Origin of the sequence: Streptomyces sp. NPDC005492, assembly GCF_040605995.1 — a bacterium.
Lineage (GTDB): Bacteria > Actinomycetota > Actinomycetes > Streptomycetales > Streptomycetaceae > Streptomyces.
Genome location: NZ_JBEXDX010000062.1, coordinates 1 through 12,662 on the forward strand (window position 1 = coordinate 1; position 12,662 = coordinate 12,662).

General features: G+C 72.0%; 7 protein-coding genes. 3 read left to right on the plus strand and 4 right to left on the minus strand.

Going from position 1 to position 12,662, the window contains the following annotated elements; all coding sequences use genetic code 11:
• Positions 1-369 precede the first annotated feature (369 nt).
• Complete coding sequence (locus tag ABZT04_RS41880; RefSeq protein ID WP_356064799.1) at positions 370-900, minus strand: MarR family transcriptional regulator; 531 nt, start codon at positions 898-900, stop codon at positions 370-372.
• Between the two features lie 156 nt (positions 901-1,056).
• Between ABZT04_RS41880 and ABZT04_RS41885 the strand changes: the two genes are divergently transcribed.
• On the plus strand, positions 1,057-2,316 hold the full coding sequence (locus tag ABZT04_RS41885; protein ID WP_356064874.1) for an MFS transporter: 1,260 nt from the start codon (positions 1,057-1,059) through the stop codon (positions 2,314-2,316).
• A gap of 7 nt (positions 2,317-2,323) precedes the next feature.
• Here ABZT04_RS41885 and ABZT04_RS41890 read toward each other — a convergent pair whose 3' ends face one another.
• Positions 2,324-3,982 carry a SpoIIE family protein phosphatase gene (locus ABZT04_RS41890; protein WP_356064802.1) on the minus strand — a complete coding sequence of 553 codons (1,659 nt, stop codon included), beginning with the start codon at positions 3,980-3,982 and terminating at the stop codon, positions 2,324-2,326.
• A gap of 214 nt (positions 3,983-4,196) precedes the next feature.
• The gene (locus ABZT04_RS41895) at positions 4,197-5,564 is read right to left on the minus strand and encodes an NAD(P)/FAD-dependent oxidoreductase (RefSeq protein WP_356064876.1); all 1,368 of its coding nucleotides are present in this window, start codon (positions 5,562-5,564) and stop codon (positions 4,197-4,199) included.
• Between the two features lie 377 nt (positions 5,565-5,941).
• Between ABZT04_RS41895 and ABZT04_RS41900 the strand changes: the two genes are divergently transcribed.
• Together ABZT04_RS41900 and ABZT04_RS41905 are read left to right on the plus strand one after the other, a co-directional pair.
• Positions 5,942-6,712, plus strand: coding sequence for a helix-turn-helix domain-containing protein (locus ABZT04_RS41900; protein WP_356064805.1), 771 nt, complete (start codon positions 5,942-5,944; stop codon positions 6,710-6,712).
• Between the two features lie 296 nt (positions 6,713-7,008).
• Positions 7,009-8,898 carry a sigma-70 family RNA polymerase sigma factor gene (locus tag ABZT04_RS41905; RefSeq protein ID WP_356064807.1) on the plus strand — a complete coding sequence of 630 codons (1,890 nt, stop codon included), beginning with the start codon at positions 7,009-7,011 and terminating at the stop codon, positions 8,896-8,898.
• Between the two features lie 4 nt (positions 8,899-8,902).
• On the opposite strand, the gene ABZT04_RS41910 is transcribed toward ABZT04_RS41905, so the two are convergent.
• Entirely contained in the window at positions 8,903-12,130 is a 3,228-nt protein-coding gene (locus ABZT04_RS41910; protein ID WP_356064809.1) for a BTAD domain-containing putative transcriptional regulator, read from the minus strand.
• Positions 12,131-12,662 lie beyond the last annotated feature (532 nt).

The following is a 12,662-nucleotide window of genomic DNA, read 5'->3' on the forward strand; positions in this document are numbered from 1 at the left end:
TGATTTCCTCGGTGCTTTCCAGGTTTCCGCTTCCGCGTTTCCCTTTCCGGCGGTTCCGACTCTATCAGATCCTTTCGGGCCTGACTCCCAGTCAGAGGGGGTTGCCATCCCGGCCGTTGGGCCGTTCCGACGTTTCAAACCTTAGCGGATCCACTCGGCAGTTCCTAATCGAGCTGTCGTACCCAAATCGAATTGAATTCGGGCATGCCGAAATCAATCCCGTTGGGAGGTCGCGCTAATGGTTTTGGTTGCCGCTGATGCGGCGGAGGTGCTGTCGCAGAACCGTTACGGCCCTGCGGCAACCCGAAGAACTCTACGCATCGAGACAGGCAGTGTCAACCACCCTCTGTCAAGATCTTTTAGTTGAGGTCAGTCGAGGTCGCTGAGACGTCCGCCCGCGTCCGGCTGCGCGTGCTCCACCCTACGCAGCAGGCGGGTGAGGACCTCGCCGAGGGCCGTGCGCTCCTCCGGTGACAGGTCCTGGAGCAGCTCGCCCTCGAAGACCGTCGCCATGCGCATCGCCTCCAGCCACTTGCCGCGCCCCTCCGGCGTCAGCTCCACGATCACGCGGACGCGGTTGGACTCGTCCCGCTCCCTGGTGACCAGACCCTCGGCGACCATGCGGTCGATCCGGTGGGTCATCGCGGCCGGTGTGAGGCCCAGGCGCTTGGCGAGGTCGCTCGGGCCCATCCGGTAGGGGGCGCCGGAGAGGACGAGGGCCTTGAGGACCTCCCACTCGGCGTTGCTGAGGCCGAGGTTCGCGGTCTGGCGGCCGTAGGCGACGTTCATCCGGCGGTTCAGGCGGCCCAGGGCCGACACGATCTTCTCGACCTGGGCGTCGAGGTCCTGGAACTCGCGCTGGTAGGCGGCGATCTGCTCATCGAGTGTCGGTTCGCCCATGGGCGTCAGTATCGCACGGGCCCGCTTGGCGTTGAAGTCCTTCTGGATGTACTGTTTAGCTTCTAACTTTAGCTTCGAAGTCTTCGGTACTAAGAAGTGCCGCTGGCGACCAACTACTTGATTGAGGTGAACGTGACCAGGGCGATGGGCGCAGCGATGCGCCGGATCCACGTGGGAAACGCACTCAGCGCGTTCGGGCTCGGCTTCACCGTCCCGTACCTGTATGTCTATGTGGCGCAGGTGCGGGGTCTGGGAGCCATGACGGCGGGTCTCGTACTCGCCGTCTTCGCCGTGGCCGCGCTGATCGTGCTGCCGTTCGCCGGGCGGGCCATCGTCCGGCGCGGCCCCCGGCCGGTCCTGATCGCCGCCCTGGTCCTCGCCGCCCTCGGGTCGATGAGCCTGGGGCTGGCGGGCGATGCGACGGCGGTGCTCCTGTCGGCCGCCGCGCTCGGGGCCGGGCAGGCCGTGATGCAACCGGCGCTCGCCACGATGATCGTGGACTGTTCGACCGCCGAGACGCGGTCGCGTGCCTTTGCCATGCAGTTCTTTCTGCAGAACCTCGGGCTCGGCGTCGGCGGTCTCATCGGCGGTCATCTGGTCGACACGGCGAGCGCCGCATCCTTCACGCTGCTGTTCGGGATCGAGTCGGCGATGTTCCTGGTGCTGGCCGGCGTCGTCGCGACCGTACGGATGCCGCACTCGCCGAGCATCGGGGACGCCCCGTCGCGGTCGGCCAAGGGCGCCTGGAAGCAGTTGCTCGACAACAAGGCCATGGTCCAGCTCAGTGTGCTCGGCTTCGTGCTGTTCTTCGCCTGCTACGGGCAGTTCGAGTCGGGGCTGAGCGCCTACGGGGTGGAAGCGGCCGGGATCTCGACGTCCGCGCTCGGTACGGCGCTGGCCGCGAACACCGCGATGATCGTGGTCGCGCAGTTCGCGGTGCTGAGGTTCGTCGAGCGGCGTCGGCGGTCCAGGGTGATCGCGGCCGTCGGGCTGATCTGGGCGCTGGCCTGGGTCACGGCCGGGTTCGCGGGGCTCGGGCATGGGAGCCAGGAGATGGCCACGGCCGCCTTCGTGTCGACGTACGCGCTGTTCGGGCTCGGTGAGGCGATGCTGTCGCCGACCGTCGCGCCGCTGGTCGCCGATCTGGCGCCGGAGGGGATGGCGGGGCAGTACAACTCGGCCTTCGCGCTGGTGAAGCAGCTCGCGCTGGCCGTCGGGCCCGCGGTGGGCGGGCCGCTCGGGGCGTCGCTGCCGGGGCCGTACGTCGTGATGTTCCTGGTGTTCTCGTTGGGGATCAGCGTGCTCGCCCTGCGGCTGGGGCGGCGGCTCACCGCCGTGCAGGATCAGCCGTGGCGGGCGAAGGGGAGTCTGGTCGTCGCTCGGGGGGCCGTGGAGCCCGTGGGCGTGGAGGCGTAGAACCCCCTCATACCGGGGCCGTCTTGGGGAGGACGAACTCGCACCAGACGGCCTTGCCGCCACCCGGGGTGCGGCGGGAGCCCCAGGTGGAGGCGATGGTCGCGACGATCGCGATGCCCCGGCCGGACTCGTCCGCGGGTTCGGCCCGGCGGCGGCGCGGGAGGTGGTCGTCGCCGTCCGTGACCTCGACGATGAGGCGGCGGTCGGTGCGGCGCAGGCGCAGACGCATGGGCGGGGTGCCGTGCTGGAGGCTGTTGGCGACCAGTTCGCTGGCGGCCAGCACGCCGAGGTCGTGCAGTTCGGTGGGGAAGCGCCAACTGGTGAGGACTCCGGAGGCGAACGCACGCGCGCGTGGGGCCGCTTCGACTCCGCCGAGCAGCTCCAGGGCGGCGTTGCGGAAGAGGTCGCCGTCGTGGCCGGTGCGGGCCGGGTGCTGGAGGACCAGGACGGCCACGTCGTCGTCGTGGTCGGCGGTGACGCCGAGCGCGCGGACCAGGCGGTCGCAGACCACCTGGGGGGTGCCGGTGGCGCCGGCCAGGGCGCGCTCCAGGGAGGCGATGCCCTCGTCCAGGTCCTCGTCCCGGCGCTCGACCAGGCCGTCGGTGTAGAGGACCGCCGTGGAGCCGGGGCTGAGCGGGATCGAGCCCGAGGAGTGGATCCAGCCGCCGGTGCCGAGCGGGGGGCCGGTGGGTTCGTCGGCGCGCTGGACCGCGCCGCTCTCGTCGCGGACGAGGATCGGGAGATGGCCGGCCGAGGCGTACACCAGACGGCCCTCGTTCGGGTCGAAGATGGCGTACACGCACGTGGCGATCTGGTTGGCGTCGATCTCCGTGGCGAGGCCGTCCAGGAGCTGGAGGATCTCGTGCGGGGGCAGGTCGAGGCGGGCGTACGCGCGGACCGCTGTGCGGAGTTGGCCCATGACGGCCGCCGCCCGCACCCCCCGGCCCATGACGTCGCCGATGACCAGGGCGGTGCGGCCGCCGCCGAGCGTGATCACGTCGTACCAGTCGCCGCCGACCGCGGCCTCGGTGCCGCCGGGCTGGTAGGTGGCGGCGATGCGCAGGTCGTCGGGTTCTTCGAGTTCCTGCGGGAGCAGGGAGCGCTGGAGCGTCACGGCGGTCTCGCGCTGGCGGCGTTCGCTGGCGCGCAGGCGCTCGGCGGCCTCGGCGTGGTCGGTGACGTCGGTGGCGAAGATCAGGACGCCGCCCTCGCCGCTGCCGGCGCTCTCGGCGACCGGGGTGCAGGTGAAGGTGTACGAGCGGCCGCCGGGGGCCTTGCGGGACTTCAGGGTGCGGGGCTTGCCGCTGCGCAGGACCTGGTCGAGGAGCGGGAGCAGGCCCAGTTCGTCGAGTTCAGGGAGGGCCTCGCGGGCCGGTGCGCCGAGCGGGCGGGCGCCGAAGGCGGTGACATAGGCGTCGTTGACGTACGCGATGCGCTGGTCGGGGCCGTGCACGAGGGCGACGAGGGCCGGGACGCGGTCGAGGACCTCGCGGACGGGCAGGTCGTCGACGGCGGGGACGGGCGGCGACTCGTCGGTGAGCTGCTCGGCGCGGGCCGCGGGCACGGAGCCTTCCCCCCGCCGGTCCGGGGTGACCGTGTGGTCGGTCCGCGCTGCGGCGCGGCGCTGTGTTCCGGGGAGCCGGGCGCTCCAGCGCGTGAAGTTCACGAATCCTTGCCTCGTGTCAGGTGTCGTCGGCCCACTCCGGACCCTGCCGGGGGTCCGGGGGTTGCCCCCGGGAGATGCAGCACAGTGGGGAAAGCCTCTTGGGTGAGAAGGGCGAGCGTGGGCCCGCCCGAAGTCGTGGACCAGTCTGGCAGTGTGACCGAACCGGGCCGACATTCGTCAGACGCGCGGGCGGTCGGTGGAGTTCCTCGGTCGATCAGTTCGACCCCTTCGGGTCCTCTGGAGGCTTTCCACCGGCCGCGAGTTCGAACTCCGCTCGGGGATGTTCGAGTGAACCGAGGGAGACGATCTCCCGTTTGAAGAGCCCCGCCAGGGTCCATTCGGCGAGCACACGGGCCTTGCGGTTGAAGGTGGGCACCCTGCTGAGGTGGTAGACGCGGTGCATGAACCAGGCAGGGTAGCCCTTCAGCTTCCGTCCGTAGACCTGCGCGACGCCTTTGTGCAGTCCCAGGGAGGCGACCGAACCGACGTACCTGTGGGCGTATGTCTCCAGGGGCTCCTCGCGCAGGGCGTGCGCGATGTTGTCGCCGAGGACCTTCGCCTGGCGTACGGCGTGTTGGGCGTTGGGGGCGGTGTCGGTGCCGGGTTCGGGGGCGGTGACGTCGGGGACGGCGGCGGCGTCTCCCGCGGCCCACGCGTGCGTGGTGCCCTCGACCGTCAGCTCGGGGGTGCACCTGAGGCGGCCGTGCGGAGTGAGCGGGAGGTCGGTGGCGGCGAGGACCGGGTGGGGTTTCACGCCGGCCGTCCACACGAGCGTGCGGGTGGGGAAGCGCTGGCCGTCGCTGAGGACGGCGACGCGGTCGGAGCAGGATTCGAGGCGGGTCTCCAGGAGGACCTGGATGTTGCGCCGGCGGAGCTGGGTGACGGTGTAGGTGCCCATCTCCTCGCCGACCTCGGGGAGGATGCGGTTGGTGGCCTCCACGAGGATCCACTTCATGTCGTCGGCCTGGACGTTGTGGTAGTAGCGCACGGCGTAGCGGGCCATGTCCTCCAGTTCACCGAGCGCCTCGACGCCGGCGTAACCGCCTCCTACGAAGACGAAGGTCAGGGCCGCGTCGCGGATCGCGGGGTCGCGGGTGGAGGAGGCGATGTCCATCTGCTCGATGACGTGGTTGCGCAGACCGATGGCCTCCTCGACGGTCTTGAAGCCGATGCCGTGGTCGGCGAGGCCGGGGATCGGGAGGGTGCGCGCGATCGAGCCGGGGGCCAGGACGAGTTCGTCGTACGGCAGCTCCTGGGTGCCCGTGCCCTCCTCCTCGGTGGCGAGGGTGCTGAGGGTCGCGGTGCGCTTGCCGTGGTCGATGGCGGTGGCCTCGCCGATGACGATCCGGCACAGCGGGAGGACGCGGCGCAGCGGTACGACGACGTGTCGGGGGGAGATCGAACCGGCGGCGGCCTCGGGGAGAAACGGCTGATACGTCATGTAGGGGTCGGGGGAGACAACGGTGATCTCGACTTCCCCGCGCCTGATTTCACGTTTCAACTTCTTCTGAAGGCGCAGGGCCGTGTACATCCCGACGTAGCCGCCACCGACAACGAGAATGCGCGCGCGTTCCTTCACCATCCCATGACGCACCCGGCGCTTGAGTTTGTCCACAGGCTCGACAAATTGTGTGACCGGCGGCGGAGGCCGCGCGTCGGAGCCGGAATTGCCGGAGTGCGGCGCAGGTGCGCAGGTCAGTGCGGGTGATCGGGGTGGTGTGGAGGGGCGCAATCGGGAGGTATGCGACCCGTACTCCGATCGGGGGGCGCTCCGTGCGGAACCTGCCCCTTCTGAATTGACCCCCTCTCAACTATGTTCGTGTGTCGACGGGGTGTAGGGGGATGCGCTCAGCGAGGCCGCGCAGAGCGAGGCTCGCGGACCGGGCTTGTCTCACGATGCTCCGGCTGCCGATGGCGGGGAGTCTCCGGGGGGAGACGTCATTAACCGGGGGAACGTGTATGCATATTCAGGACTCTCATTGGACATCCGCGTCTGCCGTCACATCCGGCGGCGCGGTCGGTGCGGCGGCGGGAAACGGACGCGGGGACAGCTCGCGTACGGCGCCGTTGCGGGTGGACGCACAGCGCAATCTGGAGCACGTACTGCGTGCGGCGCGTGAGGTCTTCGGCGAGCTGGGATACGGCGCGCCGATGGAGGACGTGGCGCGGCGCGCACGGGTCGGTGTCGGCACGGTGTACCGGCGCTTCCCGAGCAAGGACGTCCTGGTGCGCCGGATAGCCGAGGAGGAGACCTCCCGGCTGACCGACCAGGCGCGTTCGGCGCTCGGCCAGGAGGACGAGCCGTGGTCGGCGCTGTCGCGCTTCCTGCGGACGTCGGTGGCCTCGGGCGCCGGCCGGCTGCTGCCGCCGCAGGTGCTGCGGGTGGGTGTCGCCGACGAGGGCGAGGGCTCCCTGCTCGACGAGGCGCGGGTGCCGCAGCAGCGGACACAGCCCGGCACGGGCGAGTTGCGGCTGGTCCCGGAGGAGTCGGCGGGGTCCTTGACCTCCGCGGACTACGACGCCGGGGCGGCGGCGCTGCTGGAGGTCGTGGGCCAGCTCGTGGACCGGGCGCGTGCGGCGGGCCAGTTGCGGGCGGACGTGTCGGTGTCGGACGTCCTGCTGGTGATCGCCACGGCGGCGCCCTCGCTGCCGGACGCGGCGCAGCAGGCGGCGGCCTCGGCCAGGCTGCTGGACATCCTGCTGGAGGGGTTGCGGTCGCGGCCCCTGTGAGGGGCGGCGGCCCGGTCCTGGGTGACTCGTACAGGTGACTGTGGTGCGTGGGTGGTGCGCCGCCCACGCACCGAACACTGCCCGGGAACATTGTCGGACATTTCGAGCCCGTAGATCAACTCCCTCTCAGGGCACGGCAGTTGAGCCTTCCCCGGAGGGGTGAAAGCTAGTACTGCGTTGCGGGAAGACCCCACGGACGAGTGGTTGGCACGTCCGGTCGCTTACTGACGAAAAGTCGATATGGCAGGCTGACCCGTTGTTCGGGTCGGATTGGGCAGCGGCGGGGGCTTTCCGCGATGGGTGTTGACGGGCGGGACGAGTCACTGGGTGACGGTGACCCGGAGGCCGGTGGGCTGACCTCACCACAGGTGCCGAGCCAGGGCGGGCCGGGCGGTGTTCCGGGCGGTGTTCCGGCCCAGCGCGAGGGCAGTGCCCTGCCGCCGCCGCTGGAGATGCCGGCCGCCGACGCCGCGCTGATCGAGCGGATGCGGGCCGGTGACGACACGGCGTACGAGGAGCTGTACCGGCGCCACGCGGACGCCGTGCGCCGCTACGCCCGCACCTGCTGCCGGGACGCCCACACCGCCGACGACCTGACCGCAGAGGTGTTCGCCCGCATGCTCCAAGCGGTGCGCGGCGGTTCGGGGCCCGAGTACGCCGTACGCGCCTATCTGCTGACCTCCGTCCGGCGGGTCGCCGCGAACTGGACGAAGTCGGCGAAGCGGGAGCAGCTCGTCGACGACTTCGCGGTGTTCGCCGCGCAGTCCACCCGGGTGTCCGAGGTGTCGGACGACGACACTCTGGACCTGGGCGCCGACGTCCGGGCCATGCACGAGGCCGAGCAGTCGATGGCCATGCAGGCCTTCCGGTCGCTGCCCGAGCGGTGGCAGGCCGTGCTGTGGCACACCGAGGTCGAGGACGAGTCGCCGAGCGAGGTGGCCACGCTCTTCGGGCTTGACGCCAACGGCACGCGCGTGCTGGCCAGTCGGGCCCGTGAGGGCCTCAAGCAGGCCTATCTCCAGGCCCACGTCAGCGCGACCCTCACCGACGACGAGGACTGCTCCCGCTACGCCGACCAGCTCGGCACCTACGCCCGCCGCCGGCTGCGCACCCGTGCCGAGCGGGGGCTGCGCAAGCACCTGGACGAGTGCGCCAAGTGCCGGCTGGCCGCGCTGCAGATCGAGGAGGTCGCCGGCGGTATCCCGGCGGTCGTCCCGGTCGCGGTCATCGGCTGGTTCGGCGCCGCCGGGTACGCCAAGGCGGTCGCGCTGATCGCGGGCGGTGCCGGAGCGGGTGCGGCCGGTGCCGCGGGCGCCGCCTCGGCGGCGGGCGGGAGTTCGTCCGGCGGCGGCGCCGGTGGCGCGGCGGCCTCCGAAGGGCTCGGCGCACCGGTGAAGGCGGGCATCGCGGCCGGTGTGGTCGCCGCGGCGACAGCGGCGGCGATCGCCCTCGCGCTGACCGGCAACCACCACCCGGCGAAGAAGCCCGAGGCCAAACCGGCGCCCTCGTCCTCCCCCATCGCCAGGCCCGAGTCGCCGACACCGACGCCCCCGAAGAAGCAACCCGCCCAGGAACCGGTCATGTTGGCCCCCGCGCCGACCCCCACCCCGAGCTTGACACCGACGCCCAGGCCCACTCCGAAACCGACGCCGACTCCAAGGGCCACGCCGACCCCCACGCCCACGCCCACACCCAGGCCCACTCCCACCCCGACTCCGACCCCGACTCCGACCCCGACGCCCCCACCGGCGCCGACCGTCTTCCAGGTGAGCGAGCTGTCGTACAACGTCAACGGCGACGGCACCGCTCCGGAGATCCGGCTCGGCGGGAGCAGTTGGGTGTGGCAGCGCTACGGCGTCTCGATCGGCGGCACCCGGTACACCCACGGGGTGACGGTGCACGGCCGGTCCTCCGTCACGATCGACCTCAACCGCCCGTGCGTCTCCTACGACGCGACGGTCGGCGTCGACGACATGATGCTGGGGATCGGCAGGCTCTCCTTCTCGGTGTACGCCGACGGGGTGCGGCTGTGGCGGTCCGGGGAGATCGACGGCGGGGACCCGGCGGTGCCCGTCCATGTGGGCCTCGCCGGGCGCGAGACCGTACAACTGGTGGTCGAACCGCACAGCTCGTTCGACAAGTTGGCGCTCGCGGACTGGGCGGAGTCGAAGTTCACCTGCCGGTAGGACGTCAGGCCGAAGGAGGCAGTTCGGCCAGCGCCTCGGCCATGGTGAGGGTCTCGCCGCGGGCGCGCTCGGCGGCGTAGCGGTCGGCGCCCAGTTCGGCGCGGGCGGTGGCCTCGGCGCGCTCGGTGTGGGCCCGCTCGGGCATGGAGCGCGGGTGGCCACCGCGTAGGCGGTCGCCGAGGGCGAACAGCCGTACCGCGCGCGGCAGTTCGCCGAGGTCGGCGCAGAGCGTCGCCGTCTGGTCCAGCAGGGTCGCGAGCAGCGCTTCGGCGCAGCGCTGCTCGACGGCCTCGCGCAAGGTGGCGCACATCGACGTCAGCCCGCGCTCCGGACCGGACTCGGCGGCGGTGACCAGGGCGTCGACCGCGTTCAGGCCGGCTCTGAACTGCGGTGGGGGCGTGCCCTTCTCGCTCTGCGCACGGGCCTGGTCGCTCAGCTCACGCGCGCGGGTGATCTCGCCGTCCTCCAGGGCGATGTGCGCACGCAGCATCAGGACGAACGCGCGGGCGTCCGGTACGCCGTGCCGCTCGGACTCCTCGGCCGCCGCGTCCAGGCCGGCCAGCGCGCTGTCGCGGTCGCCGGCACGGAACGCGAGTTCGGCGAGGCGGGCGATGAGGAAGGGGGTCTCGGTGTTGGCGCCGACCTCGTAGGCGAGCGCCAGTCCCTCCTCGTAGGCCGCCTTCGCCTCCTCGAAGCGGCCGCGGACCATGGCGGCCTCGCCGACCGCGCTGGAGACCTGGGCGCGCACCCAGCGGTCGCCGACGCGTCGGCCGAGCACCTTCAGGGTCTCCAGGTCCTCGTCGATGCCCGCCATGCCGCCCGGGGAGTCGACGAGCAGGTGCGTGCGGAACATCAGCAGGACGGTGTTCTCCCAGTCCCCGCCGTGGACACGGACATTGGCGACCGCCGCCTCCATGGCCGGGCGGATGTCCATCGCCTCGTTGAGGAAGTAGGCGGTGAGCGGCCAGATGAGTCCCGGCATCCGGGCCGCCTCCGGGCCGCCGGCGGCGAAGTGGTCCTGCACCAGCCGCATGTAGCGGCGCGTGTGCTCGTCCCGCACACCGTCCGACAGCCGCTCCAGGGCCTCGAACTCGGACTTGAGGAAGAGATGCAGCAGCCGGAGGTTCATCCGCTGGATGTGCAGGGGGTGGCGGGCGTCCGCATCCGGGTCGGCGATGTAGCTTTCGAACGGGTCCGGGGCGGCGGACCCCTCCGGCACGGCCAGGGCGAGGACGCGCTCCACCCATTCGGCTGCCTCGGCGCGGTAGTTGCGCAGCCACCAGAACCAGCCGACGGCGAGCGCCACCGCGCCCGCCTCCGCCTCGTCGCGCTCGGCGATGGAGCGGGCGAGGGCCGCGCGGAGGTTGTCCAGCTCGGTCTCCAGGCGGGCGATCCACGGGAGTTGATCGCCCGAGCGGAGTAGCGGCTCGGCCTGCTCGACGAGGGCGCGCACCCACGCGCGGTGCCGGTGCTCGGCCGCCTTTCGCAGGTCCGGGGTCTCGGCGGCGCGCTCCACGGCGTACTCGTGGATGGTCTCCAGCATGCGGTAGCGCATGCCGTCGTGCGCCTCGCCCGGGGTGGCCACGATCAGGGACTTGTCGACGAGCGCCCCGATCAGGTCCGCCACCGGCCCGGTGCACACGGTCTCCGCCGCCGCGAGGTCCCAGCCGCCGGCGAACACGGAGGCCTCGCACAGCACGGTGCGCTCGTCCTCGTCGAGGAGGTCCCAGGACCAGTCGACGACGGCCCGCAGGGTCTGCTGGCGGGGCAGGACCGTGCGGCTGCCGGAGGTGAGGAGGCGGAAGCGGTCGTCGAGGCGGTCGGCGATCTGGCGTGGGCTGAGCAACCGCAGTCGGGCGGCGGCCAGTTCGATGGCGAGCGGCAGGCCGTCGAGGCGGCGGCAGATCTCCGCGACGGCCTCCGTGTCCTGGAGCACGGTCTCCGCGTCGGGCCGGACGGCGGCGGCGCGCTCCGCGAAGAGGCGGTGCGCCTGGTCGGGGACGAGGGGCTCGACGGGGCGCACGGACTCGCCGGGGACGCCCAGGGGTTCACGGCTGGTGGCGAGGATCGTGAGCTCCGGGCAGCGGGTCAGGAGGGTCTCGGCGAGGTCGGCCACCGCGTCGATGACATGTTCGCAGTTGTCAAGGATCAGGAGTGGGCTGCGCGAGGCGCAGTACTCCACCAGCAGGGCGACCGGGTCGTCCTGCTGGACGGTCAGCTCGGTGGTCATCAGCAGGGTCTCGCGCAGACCGAGGGCACTGACCACCGCGCCCGGCACCGCCTCCGGCCGGTCGAGCCGGGCCAGCTCGACCAGCCACGCCTGCGGGAGCCCGGCGGCGGCTTCCTCGGCGAGACGGGTTTTTCCGGAGCCGCCCGGTCCGGTGAGGGTGACGAGGCGGACCCTGTGCATTTCGGAACGGATGGCGGCGATCTCGGGTTCCCGGCCCACGAAAGAGGTAAGCCGTGGACGCAGGTTGCCGTCGCGGGCGGGACGGGCCGGGACGGGTGCCGGCTCTGCGGGATTCAACAACTCGGCGTGCAGGGACCGGAGTTCAGGGCCGGGATCGGTGCCCAGCCCTTCGGCCAGCGCCCGCCGGACCGTCTCGTACACGGCGAGGGCGTCGGCGCCCCGGCCCGTGTCGCGCAGGGCGCGGATGAGGAGGGCGTGCAGCGGTTCGTCGTAGGGATGCGCCGCGGTCAGTTCCTTCAGCTCCGGTACGGCGTCGGCGGCGCGGCCGAGCAGCAGGCCGGCCTCGACCCGGGCGCGCGTCGCCTCCTTGCGCAGCGCATCCGGGCGGGTGGCGGCGGAGCGGTCGGGGAGGTCGGCGAGGGCGGGACCACGCCACAGGGCGAGGGCCTCGTCGAGGTCGCGGGCGGCGCCGGCCGCGTCACCCCGGTCGAGGGCGGCCGTCCCCTGCCGAACCAGCCGCTCGAAGACGAACAGATCGACGTCGTCGCGGCTGGCGGCGAGCCGGTAGCCACCGGGCTCGGAGCCGACCGCGTCCTTGCCGACGGTACGGCGGAGGCGCCCGACGAGAGCCTGCAGGGCGGCCGGGGCATCCTGCGGGGATTCGTCCGCCCACACCTCGTCGATCAGGGTGCCGACGGAGACGACTTGGCCGGGATGCAGGGCAAGGACGGTGAGCAGCGCACGCAGCCGCGCACCACCGAGGGGCACAGCGGTGCCCTGGTCGTCCTCCGCCCGGGTACTGCCCAGGATTCTGTACCGCACCGGGCCATTGTCCCCGGGCGCGCGGCACGAGGTCACGGCGTTCGGTGGCGGGTCCCGCGCTTGGGGCGGTTTGTGGGGATGTGCCGCGCGGGGCCGGGTCGGCTGGCAGGGGTTGCGGTCGGTGGCTCGGTCGAGGGGCGGGTCCGTGTCACCCTCCTGCGGGGGCGGGAGCTACGGCGGGCGTCCGCTTGTTCAACCGTCAGTGCTGGGCCGTGCAGATCGACGTCCACTCGCGTGCTGCGCCGCTCGGCAGAGGCCCGCTGGCAGTGCCTGCCGACTTGCGCCCGCCGCCCGGCGACTCCCGGCTTGCGGCCGCTCGGCGGGTCGGTCGACGCCCGCTACCCCGCCCGTACGGCACGCGCGCGTGGCGGGTCCCCGTGCAGCGGGTCAGCCGGGCGGGCAGGCAACCGCCCCAACGGTTCTGATCACACCTACACGTTCAGGACCATCCCGCCCCAACCGCCCTGAGCCCACCCGAAGTTCAGCCCCCGCTGCAAGCCTGCCCCCGCCGATGCGGGCCGCGAGCATGCCA

Excerpts from the sequence above, each read along its gene's own strand:
- ABZT04_RS41880 (WP_356064799.1), bottom strand. The coding sequence starts at position 900 with ATGGGCGAACCGACACTCGATGAGCAGATCGCCGCCTACCAGCGCGAG.
- ABZT04_RS41885 (WP_356064874.1), top strand. The coding sequence starts at position 1,057 with ATGCGCCGGATCCACGTGGGAAACGCACTCAGCGCGTTCGGGCTCGGC.
- ABZT04_RS41895 (WP_356064876.1), bottom strand. The coding sequence starts at position 5,564 with ATGGTGAAGGAACGCGCGCGCATTCTCGTTGTCGGTGGCGGCTACGTC.
- ABZT04_RS41900 (WP_356064805.1), top strand. The coding sequence starts at position 5,942 with ATGCATATTCAGGACTCTCATTGGACATCCGCGTCTGCCGTCACATCC.
- ABZT04_RS41905 (WP_356064807.1), top strand. The coding sequence starts at position 7,009 with ATGGGTGTTGACGGGCGGGACGAGTCACTGGGTGACGGTGACCCGGAG.